The sequence below is a fragment of the Cupriavidus basilensis genome, from assembly GCF_000832305.1.
Lineage (GTDB): Bacteria > Pseudomonadota > Gammaproteobacteria > Burkholderiales > Burkholderiaceae > Cupriavidus > Cupriavidus basilensis_F.
Genome location: NZ_CP010536.1, coordinates 2560130 through 2580897 on the forward strand (window position 1 = coordinate 2560130; position 20768 = coordinate 2580897).

18 protein-coding genes are annotated in these 20768 nt (G+C 67.3%); 3 read left to right on the plus strand and 15 right to left on the minus strand.

Translation table 11 applies throughout. The features are described from left to right. Nucleotides 1-93: 93 nt before the first annotated feature. Nucleotides 94-1245 carry a succinyl-diaminopimelate desuccinylase gene (dapE, locus tag RR42_RS11950; protein ID WP_043346984.1) on the plus strand — a complete coding sequence of 384 codons (1152 nt, stop codon included), beginning with the start codon at nucleotides 94-96 and terminating at the stop codon, nucleotides 1243-1245. A 25-nt stretch (nucleotides 1246-1270) separates the two neighbouring features. Then, nucleotides 1271-2164, plus strand: coding sequence for a 50S ribosomal protein L3 N(5)-glutamine methyltransferase (gene prmB / locus RR42_RS11955; RefSeq protein WP_043346987.1), 894 nt, complete (start codon nucleotides 1271-1273; stop codon nucleotides 2162-2164). Between the two features lie 100 nt (nucleotides 2165-2264). Here prmB and RR42_RS11960 read toward each other — a convergent pair whose 3' ends face one another. The 10 genes from RR42_RS11960 to RR42_RS12005 all read right to left on the minus strand — a co-directional run bounded on the left by RR42_RS11960 (nucleotide 2265) and on the right by RR42_RS12005 (nucleotide 13876). Then, nucleotides 2265-3344: a M14 family metallopeptidase gene (locus tag RR42_RS11960; RefSeq protein WP_043346989.1), complete on the minus strand. Its 1080-nt coding sequence runs from the start codon at nucleotides 3342-3344 to the stop codon at nucleotides 2265-2267. Nucleotides 3345-3439: 95 nt separating this feature from the next. Continuing rightward, the gene (locus tag RR42_RS11965) at nucleotides 3440-4267 is read right to left on the minus strand and encodes a hypothetical protein (RefSeq protein WP_043346991.1); all 828 of its coding nucleotides are present in this window, start codon (nucleotides 4265-4267) and stop codon (nucleotides 3440-3442) included. Between the two features lie 149 nt (nucleotides 4268-4416). Beyond that, a complete protein-coding gene (locus tag RR42_RS11970; RefSeq protein ID WP_043346995.1) occupies nucleotides 4417-5229 on the minus strand; it encodes a M55 family metallopeptidase in 813 nt (270 codons plus the stop codon). Between the two features lie 13 nt (nucleotides 5230-5242). Continuing rightward, nucleotides 5243-6310, minus strand: a complete 1068-nt coding sequence (locus RR42_RS11975) for a P1 family peptidase (protein WP_144409817.1) — start codon at nucleotides 6308-6310, stop codon at nucleotides 5243-5245. A 13-nt stretch (nucleotides 6311-6323) separates the two neighbouring features. Further along, nucleotides 6324-7241 (minus strand): glutathione ABC transporter permease GsiD, encoded by a 918-nt coding sequence (gene gsiD / locus RR42_RS11980; RefSeq protein ID WP_043346999.1) that lies wholly within the window; start codon nucleotides 7239-7241, stop codon nucleotides 6324-6326. 11 nt (nucleotides 7242-7252) lie between these two features. Further along, a complete protein-coding gene (gene gsiC / locus RR42_RS11985) occupies nucleotides 7253-8173 on the minus strand; it encodes a glutathione ABC transporter permease GsiC (protein WP_043347001.1) in 921 nt (306 codons plus the stop codon). A gap of 155 nt (nucleotides 8174-8328) precedes the next feature. After that, nucleotides 8329-9876 (minus strand): glutathione ABC transporter substrate-binding protein GsiB, encoded by a 1548-nt coding sequence (gsiB, locus tag RR42_RS11990; RefSeq protein ID WP_043347003.1) that lies wholly within the window; start codon nucleotides 9874-9876, stop codon nucleotides 8329-8331. A 23-nt stretch (nucleotides 9877-9899) separates the two neighbouring features. Further along, nucleotides 9900-11789, minus strand: coding sequence for a dipeptide ABC transporter ATP-binding protein (locus RR42_RS11995; protein WP_043347005.1), 1890 nt, complete (start codon nucleotides 11787-11789; stop codon nucleotides 9900-9902). A 105-nt stretch (nucleotides 11790-11894) separates the two neighbouring features. After that, on the minus strand, nucleotides 11895-12848 hold the full coding sequence (locus RR42_RS12000; protein ID WP_043347006.1) for an isoaspartyl peptidase/L-asparaginase family protein: 954 nt from the start codon (nucleotides 12846-12848) through the stop codon (nucleotides 11895-11897). Between the two features lie 5 nt (nucleotides 12849-12853). Beyond that, nucleotides 12854-13876, minus strand: coding sequence for a MurR/RpiR family transcriptional regulator (locus RR42_RS12005; protein WP_052494793.1), 1023 nt, complete (start codon nucleotides 13874-13876; stop codon nucleotides 12854-12856). A 303-nt stretch (nucleotides 13877-14179) separates the two neighbouring features. On the opposite strand from RR42_RS12005, the gene RR42_RS12010 reads away from it, so the two are divergent. After that, a complete protein-coding gene (locus tag RR42_RS12010; RefSeq protein ID WP_043347007.1) occupies nucleotides 14180-16120 on the plus strand; it encodes an ATP-binding cassette domain-containing protein in 1941 nt (646 codons plus the stop codon). 74 nt (nucleotides 16121-16194) lie between these two features. On the opposite strand, the gene RR42_RS12015 is transcribed toward RR42_RS12010, so the two are convergent. From RR42_RS12015 to alr, 5 genes are all read right to left on the minus strand, one after another. Further along, nucleotides 16195-16680: a disulfide bond formation protein B gene (locus tag RR42_RS12015; protein ID WP_006161979.1), complete on the minus strand. Its 486-nt coding sequence runs from the start codon at nucleotides 16678-16680 to the stop codon at nucleotides 16195-16197. A 59-nt stretch (nucleotides 16681-16739) separates the two neighbouring features. Further along, nucleotides 16740-17393, minus strand: coding sequence for a GNAT family N-acetyltransferase (locus tag RR42_RS12020; RefSeq protein WP_052494607.1), 654 nt, complete (start codon nucleotides 17391-17393; stop codon nucleotides 16740-16742). Nucleotides 17394-17418: 25 nt separating this feature from the next. Further along, entirely contained in the window at nucleotides 17419-18000 is a 582-nt protein-coding gene (locus tag RR42_RS12025) for a hypothetical protein (RefSeq protein ID WP_063778414.1), read from the minus strand. A 76-nt stretch (nucleotides 18001-18076) separates the two neighbouring features. Further along, complete coding sequence (radA, locus tag RR42_RS12030; protein ID WP_006161974.1) at nucleotides 18077-19438, minus strand: DNA repair protein RadA; 1362 nt, start codon at nucleotides 19436-19438, stop codon at nucleotides 18077-18079. Between the two features lie 107 nt (nucleotides 19439-19545). Continuing rightward, nucleotides 19546-20661 (minus strand): alanine racemase, encoded by a 1116-nt coding sequence (gene alr, locus RR42_RS12035; RefSeq protein ID WP_043347015.1) that lies wholly within the window; start codon nucleotides 20659-20661, stop codon nucleotides 19546-19548. Between the last annotated feature and the right edge of the window lie 107 nt (nucleotides 20662-20768).

Genomic DNA, 20768 nt, shown 5'->3' on the forward strand with positions numbered 1-20768 from the left:
TGGCGGCGCCAGGACATGCGCGCTGCCAGGAAGCAAAGACTCGAACCATGCACCCCGCCGGACTCCGGCGCCAGGTGCCTCCTCGCTGCCACCATGAACCCCACCCTCGCCCTCACCGAAGACCTGATCCGCCGCCGCTCCGTCACGCCCGCCGATGAAGGCTGCCAGGCCGTGCTGGAAACCCGCCTGAAGGCGCTGGGCTTCGCCTGCGAAGCCATCGTCAGCGGCCCGGACGACTTCCGCGTGACCAACCTGTGGGCCGTCAAGCGCGGCACGCGCGGCCAGGACGGCAAGCTGCTGGCCTTTGCCGGCCACACCGACGTGGTGCCCACCGGCCCGCTGGAGCAATGGGGCTCAGACCCCTTCCTGCCCAGCCACCGCGACGGCAAGCTGTACGGCCGCGGCGCCGCCGACATGAAGACCTCCATCGCTGGCTTCGTGGTAGCGGTCGAAGAATTCGTGCAGGCCCACCCGGACCACGCCGGCTCCATCGCCTTCCTGATCACCAGCGACGAGGAAGGCCCCGCGCACGACGGCACCGTCAAGGTGGTCCAGGCGCTGAAGGCGCGCGGCGAGCGACTCGATTACTGCGTGATCGGCGAGCCCACATCGGTCGACACGCTCGGCGACATGGTCAAGAACGGCCGGCGCGGCTCGCTCTCGGGCAAGCTCACCGTCAAGGGCGTGCAAGGCCATATCGCCTACCCGCACCTGGCCAGGAATCCCATCCACCTGGCCGCGCCCGCATTGACCGACCTGGTGAACGAGCGCTGGGACGAAGGCAACGAGTACTTCCCCGCCACTAGCTGGCAGATGTCGAATATCCACGGCGGCACCGGCGCCACCAACGTGATCCCCGGCCATGTCACCGTGGATTTCAATTTCCGCTTCTCCACCGCCAGCACGCCCGATGGCCTGAAGGCGCGCGTGCATGCCATCCTGGAGCGCCACCAGCTGGACTACGACCTGGACTGGACCCTGGGCGGCGAGCCCTTCCTGACCGCGCGCGGCGATCTGTCCGAAGCGCTGGCTGGCGCCATCGCGGCGGAAACGGGCGTCAAGACCGAGCTGTCCACCACCGGCGGCACCTCGGATGGCCGTTTTATCGCCAAGATCTGCCCGCAGGTGATCGAGTTCGGGCCGCCCAATGCCAGCATCCACAAGATCGACGAGCACGTGGAAGTGCGATTTATCGAACCCCTCAAGAACATTTACCGTGGCGTGCTGGAACGCCTGATCGCCTGATCGCCGCGGACCAGAAAAAGACGCTATGGCAACCTCCTCCCCCCTGCTCACCGTGCGCGACCTGCTGCGCTTCGCGGTATCGCGCTTTACCCAGGCCAAGCTGTCCTTTGGCCACGGCAGCGCCAATGCCTATGACGAGGCCGCGTACCTGACGCTGCATACGCTGCACCTGCCGCTGGACACGCTCGACCCGTTCCTCGACGCGCGCCTGCTGCCCGAAGAAGTCGACGCCGTGCTGCAGGTCATCGAGCGCCGCGTGACCGAGCGCGTGCCCGCGGCCTATATCACCAACGAGGCCTTCATGCACGGCCTGCGCTTCTACGTGGACTCGCGCGTGATCGTGCCGCGCAGCTTCGTTGGCGAACTGCTGCATGAAGGGCTGGAACCGTGGGTAGGCGACAGCGCCGAAATCGGCCCGGTGCTGGAGCTGTGCACCGGCTCCGGCTGCCTGCCCATCATCGCCGCGCACGTCTGGCCGAAGGCCCGCATCGATGCGGTCGACATCTCGCCGGATGCGCTGGCCGTGGCTCGCCGCAATGTGGCGGACTACAAGATGGAAGACCGCATCAGCCTGTACGAGGGCGACCTGTACGCACCGCTGCCCGCGGGCGCCAAATACGATGTGATCCTCACCAACCCGCCCTACGTCAACGAAACCTCCATGCAAGCGCTGCCGGCCGAATACCAAGCCGAGCCGCGCATCGCACTGGCTGGCGGCGACGACGGCATGGACGTGGTCCGCCGCATCATCGCCGGCGCCAAGGCGCACCTGAACCCGGGCGGCGCGCTGGTGGTGGAGATCGGCAACGAGCACGCCAATGTGCAGGCCGCGTTTCCCGACCTGGAGATCGTCTGGCTGCCGGTCAGCGCCGGCGATGAGCAGGTGTTCCTGCTGACTTACGAAGCGCTGCCAGGTTGAAGGCTTGCTCAAGACACGGCCGCAGGCTCCTGCGGCCGTCTTTCTTCGCAATGGATACCCCCCGCGACGGCCGGATAGCCCGCTCAGTCCGCTCGGTCCCTCACCATCCCGCCAGACCCTTCACCACCGCCTCCCTGACCTGCTCCACCACGCTCGCCCGCCAGTCGTCCGCATCCCCATAAAAGGCATGCCACATCGCCTGCCGAATCAGATTCCGCTGGCCTTCATCCGCCTCCGGGTGCAGGTGTAGCCAATGATCGCCACGTAGTGCCTCCAGCACCTCGGTGACAGGCAAGGTGCCGAATTCAAGCGCGATGCCGTTGTATGCCAGCGTGGGCAAAGTCTCCGGCACGGCCACCCAGGCCATGCCGTTGAGATTGGCCGAAGCCGACGAGCCGTCGTAGATCGAAGTGACATTGCCGCCCCAGATGGCGCGCACCCTGCCAATCTCCTCTTCGCGGTCCGGACCCATATAGATAGGCTCGCCGTAGCCCCATGGGCCCAGGCCGGTATGCACGTCGATCCAGCGCAGCGCCTCGCGCCCGGCGCCGAAGCGCGCCAGGATGCGGCGCAGCGTGTAATTGCTCCAGGTCGCCTTGTTGCCGCCGAAGAACAGCCCGTGCGGCGCCTGGTACTGGCCGCCGCTCACCGCCGCCTGATACCAGGGCAGGCCTTTCTCGGCTACCGCCTTCATCAGCGCGGCCTGGTCGGCCTCGGAGGGCGGCCAGTGCTCGGGCAGCAGCATGGGCGCCACCTCGGCGTACGGCGCGTTGTCGGGCAGCGGCTGGGTGAAATCCATGAAATTGCGGTTGAGGTCAACGTTGTCTTCGTTGACCCGGCGCATATGCGAGAAACCGTAGGGATTGACCGCGTGCACCAGCAGCAGCGCCACGCCCGCGCCAGCGCACGCCTGCAGCAGATCCGCGTCACCCAGCATGGCGACCTGCGCCCCGGAGCCGCAGAAGCCTTCCACCCCGTGCATCCCTGAAGTCACCATGAGCACGCGCCTGGCCTCGGCACCGCCCACCCAGGCGACATCCATGGCAAGTTCCTCGCCGGCGCAGCCGCGCTTGGTGGGATGGGGGAACGCGGTCAGGGTGCCGCCGGCAGCCCGGGCCGCTTCAAGGAATTTCTGCCGGGCTTCGGCATAACTGCGAGAAAAGCTGGTGTGCAAGGACATGACAGCAGATTTCGCGCTTGGCGAGGAGTGGGGGTGCCGCTATTAAACGCCAACTTGGCCGGCATTGCCATCCGAAGCCGCCCGAAGCCGGGCAGCTAGCCTTTGCCGCCCTTCGCGCTCTTGGTGCCCTTCTCGCCCTTGGCCGCATCTGCCGGCACCGCCTCACGCAGCAACAGGGAGCGGAACGCATGCGGATGCATCTGGATGCCCGCCGCGGCGATCTGGGCGGCGGACAGCACCAGGTGACGCGCCAGCCAGTCATGGATGCTGCGCAGGAACCGGCGCTGCTCGACGCGGTTGGATTCCTGGATCACGCGCTCCAGCTTGACGTGCGCGGTGTAGACGTCGAGCAGATTGATGGTCTTGAGCTTGGGCGGCGTGGTGGCGCTGCGCTCGATGGCGAGAATGCGCTTGACCTGGGCATCCGGCAGTTCGCCGGTTTCAAGGTAGGACTGATACACCGCTTCGAGCGCAGGAAAACGCACGGTGGGTTGCACGCGCGGCACGCCGGCCACCTTTTCCATGCGCAGCACGAGGTAACGGATGGCGGCCGTACGCCGCAGCGCGGCGTCGCTGGCCTTGCCTTGGCGGGCGCCACCCGCCGCGCCGCGGGCACGCGGCGCGGCCGGGCCGGCGGCCTCGAACTCCTCGTTGTCCGGCGCGGTCGCTTCGGGCACGGGCTGGCCGGCGTCCCGCTCGGTGTAGTCGGGCACCAGGTACAACAGGTCTGGCTCAGCAAGCACGGCCCGCGCGCAGGCCTCGCCAAAGGGGTACTCGTGGCCTTGCCCGTCGCGCAGGATAAAGGCCTGGCCGTTGCCGAAGCCGTGGTGCCGCCCACGGCCGACCTGCTGCCGGCAGCGTGTGCCGGGTTCGACAAAATCCTTGCGTACGGGAGTCCAGCTCCCGTCGTTGACTGCGATCATGAATCTGCTTGTGCCCGCCGTGATGAGTGCTGCGAAGTGGCTGATTGCCTGCGGGGCGCCACCGGCGCCTGCCACCCGCCATTGTCCACCATGCGGCGGGCACTAGCGGGCACAACCACCACGACCGCCTCTACAGGCCGCGCCGCGCCCTACTTCAGCATGAACGACATCGCCGACAGGCAGTTCAGCATGCGCACGGCCGCCTGCACCGAAGCGGCATCGAACGCCAGCGTCACGCCGTCCATGCGCTCCAGCGCGGGCCACTGGCAGAACAGGTCGGCATAGGCCGGGCCCTGGGTTTGCAAGCGGCAGTGGATCGGGCCACTGAGCTTCAGGGGCTGCCCGGCCTGCTCGCGCACGGCTTGCTCGGCTTGCGCGGCAATGGCGTCGCGCGATGCGGCAAGCGACAGCGAGGTGCCGCTGCCTTGCCCGCCGGCTTGCTTGGTCTGCACATAGCGCACCCAGGGCATCAGCGCTCGGGTCTCGTCCACGAAGACATCATCGCCACTGGCCATCAGCACCGGCACGCCGAATTCGCCCGCCAGGGCGCCGTAGATCCCGGCCTCGCCCAGTTCCTGGCCGTTGAGCCAGATGCGGGCGAACGCGCTGCTGTTGATGGTGTGGGCGAGGATACCGCGGCTTTGCGCGCGGCCGTGGTAGCCGATCATGAAGACGCCGTCGCAGCCGTGCACCCCGGCCATCATGCCAAGGTAGCGCGGCTTGCCTAGCACCAGGCGCGCGCGCGGGTCGAGCTGGTCCGGCAGCAGGTTGCGAAAGCCGCCGTGGGAATCGTTGACCAGCACTTCGGCCGCGCCGCCCGCGAAGGCGCCTTGCACGGCGGCATTGGCTTCGGCCGTCATCCAGGCGCGGGCGCGTTCGTACTCGCCGTTGCCGGCGCGGGTCTGCTCGGGATGGAATACCCCGGCTACGCCTTCGATGTCGGTGGAAATCAGGATCTTCATGGCTTGTGGAGATTCAGTTCGTCGGTGCCGTGCGCAGCAGCCATTGCGGCAGCTCGGGCATCAACTCGCGCAGCGCGACACGCTGGTGCCCATCGCGGCCGCGCACGGTTTCGGCCTGCCACAGCGCATGCAGGATGGCCTGCTCAACGCTGTCGGCGGCGGCATGGAACAGCGTATCGAGCCGGGTTTCGTGCAGCATGGCCAGCGCCGGCATGGGTGCGCCGGCTTGCTGCGGCACAGTGTAGGCGGTGGAAAAAGCGAGCGCGATGTCGCCCGAGCCGTGGCCGAATACCGAGCCGGTACGCGCCAGGCCCGCCCCCGCGCGTAGCGACAGCCGGCGCAGCTGTCGTGCGTCGAGCGGCGCGTCGGTAGCCAGGATCATGATGATCGAGCCCTTCTCCGGCCCTGACTCCGCCGGCGCTTGCGTATGCGCCCGGAGCCGTTCGGCCAGCAAGCCGCCAAGGCGCGCGCCGGCCACGGTGAAGCTGGGCAAGGTGCCGAAGTTCGCCTGCACCAGCACGCCCACATGGTATCCGCCCACGTGGCGGGAGGCCGAGCCGATGCCGCCTTTCAGTCCGAACGACGACATGCCGCGCCCGGCCCCGACCGCACCCTGCGCGAAATCCACGCTGGCCGCGGCGCAGGCTTGCGCATAATGCGCCTGCTGCACGGCCATCGCCTGTATGTCGTTCAGGTAGCCGTCATTGCACTCGAACACCAGCGGGTTGACCGTTGGCCAGGCGCGCCCGATCTCCGGATTGGCTGCAATGGCCTGCCGGATCTGCGCCTGCGACAGCGCGCCCACGGCAAAGGTGTTGCTCAGCGCGATGGGCGTCTCCAGCACGCCGAGCTCTTCCACCTGCACCAGGCCCACGCTCTTGCCGAAGCCATTGAGCACGGTCGCGGCGGCCGGCACCTTGTCGGTAAACAGGTTGCCGCCGTGCGGCAACACCACCGTCACGCCGGTCTGGCAGGCGCCGTCGGCCAGCGTGCATTGGCCAACCGCCACGCCCGGCACGTCGGTGATGCTGTTGCGCGCGCCGGCTGGCAACGCGCCGATATGCGGCATGGATACGGACATCCGCGTGCGCTCCTTAGCGCCGGTCGATCTTCGGATCCAGCGCGTCGCGCAGGCCGTCGCCCAGCAGGTTGAACGCCAGCACGGTCAGGAAGATGGCCAGGCTGGGGAAAATCGCCACGTGCGGCGCGGTCACCATGTCGGCGCGGGCTTCGTTAAGCATCGCGCCCCACTCCGGCGTGGGCGGCTGCGCGCCCAGGCCCAGGAAGGACAGGCTGGCGGCGGTGATGATCGAGGTGCCGATGCGCATCGAGAAATACACCACGATGGACGAGATGGTGCCCGGCAGGATGTGGCGCATCAGGATGGTGAAGTCGGACGCGCCAATGCTGCGCGCGGCTTCCACATACGTCAGGCGCTTGAGCATCAGCGTATTGCCGCGCACCAGGCGGGCGAACGCCGGGATGCTGAACACCGCCACCGCGAAGATCACGTTGGTCATGCCGTTGCCGAGGATGGCCACGATGCCGATCGCCAGCAGGATGCCGGGGAAGGCGAACAGCACATCGGAGATGCGCATCACGATGCGGTCCCACCAGCCCTCGTAGTAGCCGGCCAGCAGGCCGAGCACGGTGCCCACGATGGCGCCGATGATCACCGAGAAGAAGCCCGCGGCCAGCGAGATGCGGGCACCGGCCAGGATGCGGCTGAAGATGTCGCGTCCGAGCGAATCGACGCCGAACCAGTGCGCGGCGCTGGGGCCCGCATTGAGCGCGTCGTAGTCGAAGAAATTCTCCGGATCGTAAGGCACCAGGTGCGGGGCGAGGACCGCCACCGCCACCAGCAGCAGCACGAACACACCGGCGCCGAGTGCGAGGTGCTGCTTGCGGAATTTGCGCCAGAACTCGGTCCAGGGCGTGCGCACGGCTTCTTGCGTGGCGGCTGTGGCCGGGACGGCGGACTCGCCGTTGGCGGGCGTGGATAGCTGGGTCATGCCGGCCTCACTTACTTATAACGAATGGCGGGGTTGATGACGGTGTACAGCACGTCGACCACCAGGTTGATCAGGATGAACTCAAGCGAGAACAGCAGCACCTCGGCCTGGATGACCGGGTAGTCGCGCATCTCGACCGCGTCCACCAGCAGGCGTCCGAGGCCAGGCCAGTTGAACACCTTTTCCACCACGATCGAGCCGCCCAGCAGGAAGCCGAACTGCAGGCCCATCATGGTCACCACGGGAATCATGGCGTTGCGCAGGCAGTGCTTGGCCACCACCAGGAACTCGCCCACGCCCTTGGCGCGCGCGGTCCGCACGAAATCTTCATTCAGCACCTCGACAAAGGAGGCGCGGGTAAACCGTGCCATCACGGCGGCCACCGCGGCGCCCAGCGTGATCGACGGCAGGATGTAGTGCTTCCAGGTATCGGCGCCGATCGACGGCAGCCAGCCCAGCTGCACCGAGAACACCTCCATCAGCAGCATGCCCAGCGCGAAGGCGGGAAACGAAATGCCGGACACCGCTAGCGTCATGCCGAAGCGGTCGGGCCAGCGGTTGCGCCAGACGGCCGAGCTGATCCCGATCACCATGCCGAAGATCACCGCCCACACCATCGAGGCCAGCGTCAGGTACAGGGTCGGCATGAAGCGGTCGCCGATTTCCTCGCTGACGGCACGCTTGGTGCGCAGCGAATTGCCAAACTCCCAGCGCAAGGCGTTCGAGAAGAATTGCACGAACTGCTCGGGCAGCGGCTTGTCCAGGCCGAGATCGCGGCGCACCAGTTCCACCGTGGCCTGGTCGGCCTCGGGGCCAGCCGCGAGCCGGGCGGGATCGCCGGGCAACAGGTGGACGAACAGGAACACCAGCACTGCCACGATCAGCAATGTGGGGATCACGCCCAGGAATCGTTTGAGAAAGTAATTCAGCATGATGCACCGGATGATTAAAGACCGCGGGCCGCCCGCCCTGCCCCCGCGACTGTGGGCAGGCGGCCGTGCACGGCTTGCTGCGCTGTACCGCTAAGCGATGACCGAGCGCGTGGCGCCGCTCTGATGGGACGCGCCACGGCGCAAGGCCGATGCGCTTACTGCTTGATGTCGATCTCGTCGAAGCTGAACGAGCCGTCAGGCATCACGTAGGCACCCGTCAGGCGCTTGCTGCGCGCATACAGCACCTTTTCGGTCACCAGGAACGCCCAGGGCGCATCCTTCCAGATGTGTTCCTGCGCGTCCTTGTACAGACGGGCCTTCTCGCCACGGTCGGTGGTACGCAGGGCGCCGGCGATGTCGGCGTCGACCTGGTCGTTCTTGTAGTACGCGGTGTTCAGCAGCTTGGGCGGCATCGATTCGGAGGCCAGCAGCGGACGCAGCGCCCAGTCGGACTCGCCGGTCGACGACGACCAGCCTACGTAGTACATGCGCACGCCGGCGTCTTCCGGCTTCTGCACGCTCTCCACCTTCTCGACGCGCTGGCCGGCTTCTAGCGCTTGCACGGTCGCCTTGATGCCAACTTGCTGCAACTGCTGCTGCACGAACTGGATCACCTTCTGCGCGGTGGTGTGGTTGTACGCGGACCACAGCGTGGTCTCAAAGCCGTTCGGGTAGCCGGCTTCCTTGAGCAGCGCGCGTGCCTTGGCCGGGTCATACTGCCACGGACCCAGCTTCTCGGCGTAGTCCACGCCCGCGGGCACCACGCCGTCCATCGGCGTGGCGTAACCGGCGAAGGCGACCTTGGCCAGCGCGTCCTTGTTGATGGCGTAGTTGATGGCCTGGCGCACCTTGGGGTCGTTGAACGGCTTGACCATGGTGTTCATGCTCAGGTAGCGCTGAATGATCGAGGGCGAGGCGATCAGGTCCACCTTGGCACTGCCCTTGAGCACCGCTGCCTGTTCGAACGGAATGCTGAAGGCAAAGTCCGCTTCGCCGGTCTGCATGATGGCGGCACGCGTGTTGTTGTCCACCACCGGCTTCCAGGTGATGGTGTCGATCCTGGGGTAGCCGGTCTTCCAGAAGCCGGCGAATTTCTTGCCCTTCAGGTGATCGGGCTGCTTCCACTCGACGAACTCGAACGGGCCGGTACCGACCGGATGGAAGGCGATGTCCTTGCCGTATTTCTGCAGCGCGGCGGGCGAGATCATCACGGCGGACGGGTGGGCCAGCACGTTGATGAACGGCGAGAACGGCTCCTTGAGCGTGACCTTGACGGTGTTGGCGTCGACCACTTCGGTCTTGGCCACGCGGTTGAACAGCGTGTAGCGCTTGAGCTTGTTGGCCGGATTGGTGACGCGGTCGAAGTTGGCTTTGACGGCGGCGGCATCGAAGGTGGTGCCGTCGTGGAACTTCACGTTCTTCTTCAGCTTGATGGTGTACGTCAGGCCATCCTTGCTGGCTTCATAGCTCTCGGCCAGCACGTTGATCAGCTTCATGTCCTTGTCAAAGCCGAACAGGCCTTGGTAGAAGGACTTGGCGGCGGCTTGCGACAGCGTGTCGTTGGCGTCGTACGGGTCGAGCGTGGTGAAGGTGGAGTACACCGCCATCACGGCGTCCTTGGCGGCAAAGGCGGGACCTGCGCCGAGCGCGGCCAGGGCCAGGCCACCGGCGATCAACTTGGAAGGGGCCAAACGGGTCATCATCGATTCTCCTTGGTTTCGTCAGTTCAGTAGGCACCGCCGATGGCGTGCCGGGCTACAAAATGATGGGATGCGGCGTTGCCGCCGACGGCTACGAGCGGCTGCACCACCGGCTCGTCGCCGAGCGCGCGGATCGGGCTGGGCATTTCGTCCGAGAGCGGCTCGCGCTTGAGGTGGCGGCGCGCCGGATCGGCGATCGGCACCGCCGACATCAGCTTCCTGGTGTACGGGTGCTGCGGGTTTTCAAAAATGGCGCGGCGCGGGCCGATCTCGACGATCTGGCCCAGGTACATCACCGCCACGCGGTGGCTCACGCGCTCCACCACGGCCATATCGTGCGAAATGAAGAGGAACGCAATGCCCATCTCGCGCTGCAGGTCCAGCATCAGGTTGACGATCTGCGCCTGGATGGAAACGTCGAGCGCGGAGACCGATTCGTCAGCGACCACCACCTTCGGGTTCAAGGCGAGCGCACGCGCAATGCAGATGCGCTGGCGCTGGCCGCCCGAGAACTCGTGCGGGTAGCGCGAGGCGTGCGCGGCCGACAGGCCCACCTTTTCCAGCAGCCAGGCCACGCGCTGCTCGGCCTCCTTGCCGCTGGCCACCTTGTGCACCAGCAGCGGCTCCATGATGGAGTAGCCCACCGGCACGCGCGGGTCGAGCGAGGCGAACGGGTCCTGGAAGATGAACTGGATATTGCGGCGCAGGGTCTGCAAGGCGCCGCCGCGCATCTGGCTGATGTCCTGTCCGTTGAACTCGATGGTGCCGCTCTGGCTGTCGACCAGGCGCAGCAGCGAGCGGCCGGTGGTGGACTTGCCGCAGCCGGACTCGCCCACCAGCGCCAGGGTCTCGCCGGGGTAGAGGTCAAAGCTCACGCGCTCGACCGCATGCACGCGGCGCGCCACGCGGCCCAGCAGGCCGCCCGGCACATCGAAGCGGGTCACCAGGTCGCGCACGCGCAGGATCGGCGCGGCGTCCACCGCCACCGTATCCTGCGGCACCGGCGCCACCGGCTCGCCCTGGTCCAGCTGCACCAGCGGGAACTTGGCCGGCCAGTCGGTGCCGCGCATGGCGCCCAGCTTGGGCACCGCGGACAGCAGCGCACGGGTGTAGGGATGCGCGGGCTTGCCGAAGACTTGCTCGGAGGTGCCCTCCTCCACCTTCTCGCCGCGGTACATCACCAGCACGCGGTCGGCCACCTCGGCCACCACGCCCATGTCGTGGGTGATGAAGACCACGGCCATGTCCATCTCGGACTGCAGATTGCGGATCAGTTGCAGGATCTCGGCCTGGATGGTGACGTCGAGCGCCGTGGTGGGCTCGTCGGCGATCAGCAGCGCCGGCTTGCACGACAGCGCCATGGCGATCATCACGCGCTGGCGCATGCCGCCGGAGAGCTGGTGCGGGAAGCGGTCCAGCACGCGGCGCGCCTCGGGAATGCGCACGATCTCCAGCATGCGCAGGGCTTCGGCGCGCGCCTCGGCGCGGCTCTTGCCCTGGTGCAGGCGAATCGATTCGGCAATCTGCTCGCCCACCGGAAATACCGGGTTGAGCGAGGTCATCGGCTCCTGGAAAATCATCGCCACGTCACTGCCGCGCACGCGGCGCATGGCGGCGCCATCGGCGGTGGCGAGATCGAGCACCTGGCCATTGCGCCGTCGCAGCGCCATGCTGCCGCTGGCGATCTTGCCGCCGCCGTGTTCCACCAGGCGCATCAGCGCGAGCGAGGTCACCGACTTGCCCGAGCCCGACTCGCCCACCACGGCCAGCGTCTCGCCACGATCGACGTGGAAAGACAGGTTGCGCACGGCTTGCACCGTGCGCTCCGAGGTGGAGAAGCGCACGGTGAGATCGTTGACGGCTACCACGCGTTGCGCTGGCAGGACGATGGTCGACTGGGAAGAGGATGCAGCCACTGGGCCCCCTTTAGTGCCTAGGTTGATGCTTTGTTGGTGCTTTGCTTGGTGCAGTGCTTGATGCTTTGCTTGCCATGCGGATGCCGCTGCCGTACGCGCGCGCGCTCAGCCGTAGATCCACACATTGACCGGCTCGCCCACCCGGGCGAAGCCGCGGTACATGCCTTCGGTATTGAACGGCAGCGTGACGTTGCCTTCGCGGTCCACGGCGATGAGGCCGCCGCGCCCTTCGATGGCAGGCAGCTTTTCCATCACCACGCGGCGTGCGGCTTCTTCCAGCGGCACGCCTGCGTAGCGCATCTGCGCCGCCACGTCGTACGCGGCCACGGTGCGGATGAACATTTCGCCGGTGCCGGTGGCGGACACCGCCGCCACATCGTCGGCAAAGCAGCCGGCGCCGACGATGGGCGTATCGCCCACGCGGCCGACCTGCTTGTTGGTCACGCCTCCGGTGGAAGTCGCGGCGGCCAGGCGCCCCTGCGCATCGAACGCCACCGCGCCAACCGTGCCGAACTTGGTGTCCGGGTCGATGGGTTCCGCGGCCAGCGTGGCGGCGTCGTGGTCCAGCAGGGTCGTGCCGCTGCCTGCGCGGGCGCGTTCCCACTGATCGGTGCGCGCCTGCGTGAAGTAATAGTCCGGCGTCACCAGTTCCAGGCCCTGCGCTTGCGCGAAGGCCTCGGCGCCCTCACCGGCGAACAGCACGTGCTGGCTCTTCTCCATCACCGCGCGCGCGGCCAGCACCGGGTTGCGCAGGTGCTTGACGCAGGCCACCGCGCCGGCGCCCAGCGTGGCGCCGTCCATGATCGCCGCGTCCAGCTCATAGGTGCCGGCGTGGGTCAGCACCGAGCCGCGGCCGGCATTGAACAACGGGCAATCCTCCAGCAGGCGCACGGCCTCGGTGACAGCGTCGAGCGCGCTGCCGCCATCGGCCAGCACGCGCTGGCCGGCTTCAAGCACGGCGCTCAGCGCGGCGGTGTATTCGGCTTGCTTGGCGGGGCTCATGGCGGCACGGGTGATGGTGCCGGCGCCGCCGTGGATAGCAATGACTGGGGTGTTCATGAGGTTCACGATGCGTTCGGGGAAGTCTTTTTGCGGCGTGCCGTGGCTGCCTTGGCGCGGCCTTCGGCTGCTGCGTCGCGGCGTGGTTCGCGCGGTTCGTGCGCATCCCGTCCTTGTCCGGGAGGCGCGCCGTGCAGCCACGGCAGCAGGAAGTCGGTCATCTCGGCGGCGGCCTTGACGGCATGCGCGGCGCGATACGCCACCGCGCCGCACAGCGCCTCGATAAAGGCCAGCACGGCCGCATCCGAATTGGCGGAAAGCTGGCGCCCGGTCTGGGCGTACAGCGCGATATCGGCCAGTGGCGCCAGCGGCGAAGTGGGCCCGTCGGTCAGCGCCAGGATGTGCGCGCCATGCGAGCGTGCACGCTTGGCGATGGCCACGGTGTCATACACATAGCGCGGAAAGCCGATCACGATCAGCAGGTCGCGCGGCTGCAGCTTGAACAACTGGCGCGCCGCGGTGGATGCGCCGCCCGCACCCGATACCGAGATCACGGTGCGGCAGGACATATCCAGCCCATGCTGCAACAGCCCTGCCAGGAAGCCGCTGGCGCCAAAGCCCACCACGAAGATGCGCTCCGCTGCCAGGATGGCCTCCACCGCGCGCTCGCAGGTCTCGGCATCGAGCGCGCGCCGCGAGGCTTCGAGGTTGCGCACATCCTCCTCCAGCGACGCGGCAAACACTTCGGCCACCGTGGCGGGACGCGCCAGTTCGGTGCGCAATTTCTCAACTGGTGCAAGCGTTGCCTCGAAACCGCGCACCAATTCGGCGCGAAACTGCGGGAAGCCTTCGAAGCCCAGCGCATGTGCGAAGCGGTTCGCGGTGGCCACCGACACCGCCACGGCATCGGCGAATTCGTCGATGCGCATGGTGGCTGCGCGAAACGGGTTGCCCAGCACGTACTCCGCCATGCGCTGGTGCGCTGGCGTGAGCGTGGGCAAGGCGCGGGCGATGCGCTCCGCGATCGAAGCGCTGCCGTTGCTGCCGTTTTTTCCGGCAGAACCGTGAGTACCGTTACCGTTGGTCATGGCGCGTGCATTGGGTTGGTCGGAGATCCGCGCGGCGGGAAACAGCGTTTTCATCCGGCGCGGATCTATGTAAATAAATTTACACGCAAACCCCATGCCATGAAAATAGAGTTTTACCAGGCCAAGGGTTTTCACCTAGGAACATCGAAAACGGAGCCGGCCATGCACCGAGCGTTCTGGGGGCGCCGCCATACGAAGCAGCTACAATGCCGGCTTGCCCCGTGCCATGCCGGGGCCGGTTAGATTTCGAGCTACAAGGGCAACCGCCCCAGACCCGCAGCCTTCTTCAGCCTTTCCCCTCCCGTGATCCGAATCGACCAGCTAGTCCTCCAGCGCGGCACCAAGGTGCTGTTCGACCACACCAGCGTGACGCTGAACCCCGGCGAGCGCGTCGGCCTCGTCGGTGCCAACGGCAGCGGCAAGTCGACCCTGTTCGCCATGCTGCGCGGCGAATTGCAGGCGGACGGCGGCGACGTGGCCATCCCGCCGCAGTGGCGTACTGCCCACGTGGCGCAGGAAACCCCCGCCGTAATGCGCAGTGCGGTGGATTACACGATCGACGGCGATACCCGGCTGCGCGACATCGAAGCGCGCATCGCCGCGGCCCAGGCCAGCGGCGATGGCAGCGCCGAGGGCGATGCCCACGGCGCCTTTGCCGATGCCGACGGCTACACCGCGCCGGCACGCGCGCAGGCCTTGCTGCTGGGGCTGGGCTTTACGCTGGCGCAGGTATCGCAGCCGGTAGCCTCGTTCTCCGGCGGCTGGCGCATGCGGCTGAACCTGGCACAGGCGCTGATGTGCCCGTCCGACCTGCTGCTGCTCGATGAGCCCACCAACCACCTGGACCTGGACGCCATCGTCTGGCTGGAAGACTGGCTGGCGCGCTATCCGGGCACGCTGGTGATGATTTCCCATGATCGCGAATTCCTCGATGCGATCTGCAATGTCACCGTGCACATCGAAAACCAGCAGTTGCGCCGCTACGGCGGCAACTACAGCCAGTTCGAGACGCTGCGCCTGCAGCAGATGGCCTTGCAGCAGTCCGCCTACTCGCGCCAGCAAAAGGAAATAGCCCACCTCGAATCCTTCATCACCCGCTTCAAGGCCAAGGCCACCAAGGCACGCCAGGCGCAGAGCCGGGTCAAGGCACTGGAGAAGATGGAGCGGCTGGCGCCGGTGCATATCGCCGCGGGCTTTGCGTTCGAGTTCCGCGAGCCGGATTCGGCGCCCAACCCGATGATGGTGCTCGAAGGCGTGGACTGCGGCTATCCCGCTCCCGCGCCAGACGCGCCGCCCGTGACCATCCTGCACAACCTCACGCTGTCGATCCAGACCGGCCAGCGCATCGGCCTGCTCGGCGCCAACGGCCAGGGCAAGTCAACCCTGGTCAAGACGCTGGCCGGCACGCAGCAAGCGCTGTCCGGCACGCTGCGCCAGGGCAAGGGCCTGCAGATCGGCTACTTTGCCCAGCACCAACTGGAAACGCTGCGCGATCACGAGTCGCCGCTGCAGCACCTGGCCCGGCTCGCGCCGGACACCCGCGAGCAGGAACTGCGCGACTTCCTCGGCAGCTTCAACTTCCGCGGCGAAATGGCCACCGCGTCGATCGAGCCGTTCTCCGGCGGCGAGAAGGCGCGCCTGGCGCTGGCGCTGATCGTCTGGCAAAAGCCCAACCTGTTGCTGCTGGATGAGCCGACCAACCACCTGGACCTCGACACCCGGGAGGCCCTCACCATGGCGCTGGCGCAGTTCGAAGGCACGCTGATCGTGGTCTCCCACGACCGGCACCTGCTGCGCGCCACCACCGACCAGTTCCTGCTGGTGGCCGACGGCACCATCCAGCCCTTCGACGGCGACCTGGACGATTACCGCGACTGGTTGCTCAAGCAAGCCGCGGCCAAGCGCAACGCGGCTACCGCGGCGCACGCGCAGGAAGACGGCGAAGCGCCAGCCACCGCCAACCGCCGCGACCAGCGCCGCGCCGAGGCCGACGAGCGCCAGCGCCTGACGCAATTGCGCAAGCCGCTGGCCAAGGAGCTGGAAAAGGTGGAAAAGCGCATGGCCGTGCTGCAGCAGGCCAAGAGCGAGATCGACACCTTCATGGCCGACGAAACCAGCTATGCGGAGGCCAACAAGGCAAAGCTGCTGGAGATGCTCAAGCGCCAGGGCGAGGTCGGTGGCGAACTGGACACGCTGGAAGAGCGCTGGCTGGAGCTGCAGGAGCAGATCGAGCTGATCGTTTGATCGTGGGAAGGGTGCCCGGGGGCCGCAGCCCCCGGGATGCGCGCGCCGGCAGCCGCCAGTGCGCGCCAGGCAGATCAGCGGTAGTTCTTCTCGCGCCGGATCATGCCGACCGCCAGCGTGGCGGACAGGATGAACAGCCAGATCAGCGACCACGCCGGGATCGACAGGCCGAAGATCGGAGGCAGCGGCGTGGTGCACATGCCATCCGAGTAGAACACCTGCGGCAGGATCTTGGCCGTGGGCAGCTGGTTGACCCAGTTCTCCAGCGGATCGATGCCGCAGCTGGCCTTGGGGTTGAGCAGCAGCGACACGTGATAGCCCGCCACCGCGATGCCGGCCACGCCGGACAACATGCCCAGGCCCTGCCACAGGCTGCGCGTGTTCTGCGCAATGGCGGCCAGCAGCGAGAACAGGCCGATGCCGACGAAGGCAAAGCGCTGCATCACGCAAAGCGGGCAAGGCTGGTAGCCCTCCACATGCTGCAGGTAGAGGGCATAGCCGACCAGGCCGAACGAAATCGCGGCGATCAGCAAAAAGAAACTACGGGAATTGGCTTGCATGGCTCACTAGCGGAAAAAGGCCGGGCGACATGCGCCGGCGCGCAATACGAGGCACATTATTACCGATTTTGCGGACCATGCCCGCCCAATCCGTTGCGATGGGCAAGACGCGGCTTGCGGCGGATTGACGCATGCCAGCGCGCCGACGGCAAGCGGTAGAGCCAATGCTTGCGCAGCGGGCTGTCCGGCGCGACGCCCGGGTGCTCGAAGGTGCCATCCGCCACCATGCCCAGGCGCTCCATCACGGCCCGCGAACGGGCGTTGGGCAACGCAGTGAAGGAGACGATTTCCGCCAGCGCCAGTTGCTCGAAGCCGAAGCGCAGCGCGGCCTGCGCCGCCTCCGAGGCATAGCCCTGCCCCCAGTGCGCTCGCGCCAGGCGCCAGCCGATCTCCACGCAGGGCGAAAACGGCAACGCAGCGGCAGGCTCATGCAGGCCCACAAAGCCGATGAAAGCGCCATCGGCCTTGCGCTCCACCGCCCAAAAGCCCCAGCCCCGCTGCGCGATCAGCGCCTGGCAGCGCAGCGCCATGGCGTCGCTGGCCGCGCGCTCCAGCGCAGCGGGGAAACACGCCATCACCACAGGATCGGCATTGAGCGCGGCAAAAGGTGCGAAATCCGCCTCGCGCCACTGGCGCAGGCGCAGCCGCGCGGTTTCCAGCACGACCGGCTCATGGCCAGCCGCGCCTGGCGCCGAAGGGCGTTGATTCGTCATGGTGGCAAGTTCTCCTGGGCCAGCGTCAGCGCGCAGCGGCGCCCTGCTCCGCCCGGCTGCGCTCGTAGGCCTTGAGCGCCCTCGCATCCGCGTGGCTGACAAGCTCGCAGATCAGCAGCGTCTTGCCAGGCAGCGCGGCGCTTTCACGCGCCACGACGGAAACGGTGCCGAGATCGGGCAGGGGCTGCTGAGCGGCCGGCAGAGCGCGGGCAAAGCCCTTGGTGGCGGTGCCCAGCAACGTCGAAGGCTCCTGCTTGAGCTGGTAGCGCGCGGCCAGCGCTTCGGCCTGCATGCCTTGCACCAGCACACCCGCCGACGTACCCGCGAATACCACTTCATCGCTTTGGAAACCGTCCTGCCCGATCGGCTGCGGCAGCTTGTAGATGGCCGCGCCCAGCCTGGACAGATCCGGCTTGGCGAGTTTCTCGGCGGCCTCGTAAAGCGCGGTGGCGGATTTCGTGGTGTAGGGCGGCTTGCACAGCGCCGCGTCAAAAAACGCCTTGGCAGCATCGGCCGCGGCGGCGGCGCCGGACACCGAGAGCAGCGAGGCGGCGCAGCCGATCGCGGCTAGCGCGCCGGCTTGCCGGCGGACGTTGAACATGCGCATGGATGAACTCCGACTAAAAAGTGCTTCGGAATATACCCAAAATTGCGGGAAAAAGGCCAGGAATGGGCTGAAAGCCTCACTCCATATGCCGAACCCGGTCGATCGCCTGCTCCAGCCGCTCCACCGCGATCACTTCCAGGCCCTCGATCTTCTGCTTGGGCGCATTGGCCTTGGGGATCACCGCGATCGAGAAGCCCAGCTTGGCCGCCTCGCGCAAGCGGTCCTGCCCGCGCGGGCTGGGCCGGATCTCGCCGGCCAGGCCGATTTCGCCAAACACCACCAGGCCGCGTGGCAGCGGCTTGTTGCGCATGGAGGAGTGAATGGCCAGCAGCACCGCCAGGTCGGCCGCCGGCTCGGTGATCTTGACCCCGCCCACGGCGTTGAGGAAGACGTCCTGGTCGAAACAGGCAATGCCGGCATGGCGGTGCAGCACCGCCAGCAGCATGGCCAGGCGGTTCTGCTCCAGGCCCACCGCCAGGCGCCGCGGGTTCGGCACGTTCGCGGTATCGACCAGCGCCTGCACCTCCACCAGCAGCGGGCGCGTGCCCTCCTGCGTCACCAGCACGCAGGAGCCGGGCACCACCTGCTCATGCTGCGACAGGAACAGTGCGGACGGGTTGCTGACCCCGCGCAGGCCGCGCTCGGTCATGGCGAACACGCCCAGCTCGTTGACCGCGCCAAAACGGTTCTTGAAGGCCCGGATCAGGCGGTGCGAGGAGTGCGTGTCACCCTCGAAATACAGCACGGTATCGACAATGTGCTCCAGCACCCGCGGGCCGGCCAGGCTGCCATCCTTGGTCACGTGGCCGACCAGGATGATGGTGGTGCCGGTGCTCTTGGCGATCCGGGTCAGCTGCGCCGCGCACTCGCGCACCTGGGCGACCGAGCCTGGCGCCGAGGTCAGCGCATCCGAGAACAAGGTCTGGATCGAATCGATTACCGCGACCTCGGGCTTTTCCACCTCCAGCGTGGCCTGGATCTTCTCGAGCTGGATCTCGGCCAGCAGCGCCAGGTGCGGGCTGTCCACGCCCAGGCGCTGCGCGCGCAGTGCGATTTGCGCGCCGGACTCCTCGCCGCTGACGTACAGCACGCGGCGCTGCGCGGACAGGTTCGCCAGGGCTTGCAGCAGCAAGGTGGACTTGCCGATGCCGGGATCGCCGCCGATCAGCACCACCCCGCCCGACACCAGGCCGCCGCCGAGCACGCGGTCGAACTCCTCGATGCCGCTGGAAAAGCGCGGCACGTCGGCAGCGTCGATCTCGGACAGGCGCTGCACCATGGCCGAGGCCGCCAGCGGCTGGAAGCGCTTGGTCGAAGGAGTTTCCGCCACGCTCTCCACCAGCGTGTTCCATTGCTGGCACTGCGGGCACTGGCCTTGCCAGCGTGGCGAGGTGCCGCCGCACTCGGTGCAGGTATAGACGTTCTTGGGCTTAGCCAACTGAGGTCCTAGGGGATGCTGAAGAGGATGCGCAAGGCAATGCGCGGGGGCCCGGGATCGGTCGCCTGGGCCGGGACGAAGGGCCCGGCCCCTGCCCGCATGGCCGCTCAGGCCAGCGCAGACTGCTCTGGCGTGGTCAGGGTCGCCACAGTGACGGGCACCCGGGGCGCCAGCGCGCACATCAGTTCGTAGCCCACGGTGCCGCTGGCCACGGCGACGTCGTCGATCGGCAAGCCCTGGCCCCACAGGGTCACGGCGCTGCCCACCTTGGCCCTCGGGCAAGGCGTCAGGTCGACACAGATCATGTCCATGGAGACCCGGCCCACCAGACGGGTGCGCACGCCGTCGACCAGCACCGGCGCGGGCTTGTCGCCCCAGCCTGCCGCATGGCGCGGATAGCCGTCGGCATAGCCGCAGGCCACCACGCCGATGCGCATCGGCCGCTCGGCCGTGAACAGAGAGCCATAGCCGACGGTATCGCCCGGCTGCAGGTCCTGCACCGAAATCAGCTCGCTGTGCAGCGACATGGCCGGCTGCAGCCCAAAGCTGGCCACATCGGCCGCGACGCCCGTGGGCGAGGCACCGTACAGCACCACCCCGGGACGGACCCAGGCGCGATGGGCCTGGGGATGCCACAGCGTGGCGGCCGAGTTGGACAAGCTGGCCTCGCCCGGCAGGTTGGCGGTGGTGGCGTCGAAGACTTCCAGCTGGTGCGCGATGCCGCGCGCGCTGTCGGCATCCGAGAAATGGGTCATGTGCACAATACTTCCCACGCACGGCAGGGTCCGCGCACGCTCCCAGGCTGTGCGGTACTGCTCCGGGCGGAAGCCCAGCCGGTTCATGCCGGTGTTGAGCTTGAGCTGGATGCCCAGCGGCCCCTTGGGACGCGCCACTTCCAGCATGCGCAGTTGCTCCTCGCAATGCACCGCGGTGGTGAGGCGGTACTGCTCCAGCAAGGGCACGTCCTGCGGCTGGAAGAAACCCTCTAGCAGCAGGATCGGGCCTTGCCAGCCCAACTCGCGCAGCAGCACGGCTTCGTTCAGGTCGAGCAGGCCAAAGCCGTCCGCGGCGCGCAGGCCGGCGAATGCCCGGCGGATGCCGTGGCCATAGGCGTTGGCCTTGATCACAGCCCAGACGCGCGACTGGGGTGCGCAACGGCGCACTACGTCCAGGTTGTTGGCCAGGGCCGGTTGATGAATGACGGCGTGAATGGGTCTTGGCATGAGATCGCTTCTAGTGCTTTTTACTACGGCTTTACTGCGGCTTTTTGTGCTTCCAGTGGCTTGCGGCGCGGCCGGGCGACGGGGATCCTGGCAGCCTGGCCGGATCA

Excerpts from the sequence above, each read along its gene's own strand:
- RR42_RS12025 (WP_063778414.1), bottom strand. The coding sequence starts at position 18,000 with ATGCGCATGTTCAACGTCCGCCGGCAAGCCGGCGCGCTAGCCGCGATC.
- RR42_RS12005 (WP_052494793.1), bottom strand. The coding sequence starts at position 13,876 with ATGACCAACGGTAACGGTACTCACGGTTCTGCCGGAAAAAACGGCAGC.
- RR42_RS11965 (WP_043346991.1), bottom strand. The coding sequence starts at position 4,267 with ATGATCGCAGTCAACGACGGGAGCTGGACTCCCGTACGCAAGGATTTT.
- gsiC (WP_043347001.1), bottom strand. The coding sequence starts at position 8,173 with ATGCTGAATTACTTTCTCAAACGATTCCTGGGCGTGATCCCCACATTG.
- RR42_RS11975 (WP_144409817.1), bottom strand. The coding sequence starts at position 6,310 with ATGTCCGTATCCATGCCGCATATCGGCGCGTTGCCAGCCGGCGCGCGC.
- RR42_RS12020 (WP_052494607.1), bottom strand. The coding sequence starts at position 17,393 with ATGACGAATCAACGCCCTTCGGCGCCAGGCGCGGCTGGCCATGAGCCG.
- RR42_RS11960 (WP_043346989.1), bottom strand. The coding sequence starts at position 3,344 with ATGTCCTTGCACACCAGCTTTTCTCGCAGTTATGCCGAAGCCCGGCAG.
- prmB (WP_043346987.1), top strand. The coding sequence starts at position 1,271 with ATGGCAACCTCCTCCCCCCTGCTCACCGTGCGCGACCTGCTGCGCTTC.
- RR42_RS12000 (WP_043347006.1), bottom strand. The coding sequence starts at position 12,848 with ATGAACACCCCAGTCATTGCTATCCACGGCGGCGCCGGCACCATCACC.
- dapE (WP_043346984.1), top strand. The coding sequence starts at position 94 with ATGAACCCCACCCTCGCCCTCACCGAAGACCTGATCCGCCGCCGCTCC.
- RR42_RS11970 (WP_043346995.1), bottom strand. The coding sequence starts at position 5,229 with ATGAAGATCCTGATTTCCACCGACATCGAAGGCGTAGCCGGGGTATTC.
- gsiD (WP_043346999.1), bottom strand. The coding sequence starts at position 7,241 with ATGACCCAGCTATCCACGCCCGCCAACGGCGAGTCCGCCGTCCCGGCC.
- gsiB (WP_043347003.1), bottom strand. The coding sequence starts at position 9,876 with ATGATGACCCGTTTGGCCCCTTCCAAGTTGATCGCCGGTGGCCTGGCC.
- RR42_RS12015 (WP_006161979.1), bottom strand. The coding sequence starts at position 16,680 with ATGCAAGCCAATTCCCGTAGTTTCTTTTTGCTGATCGCCGCGATTTCG.
- alr (WP_043347015.1), bottom strand. The coding sequence starts at position 20,661 with ATGCCAAGACCCATTCACGCCGTCATTCATCAACCGGCCCTGGCCAAC.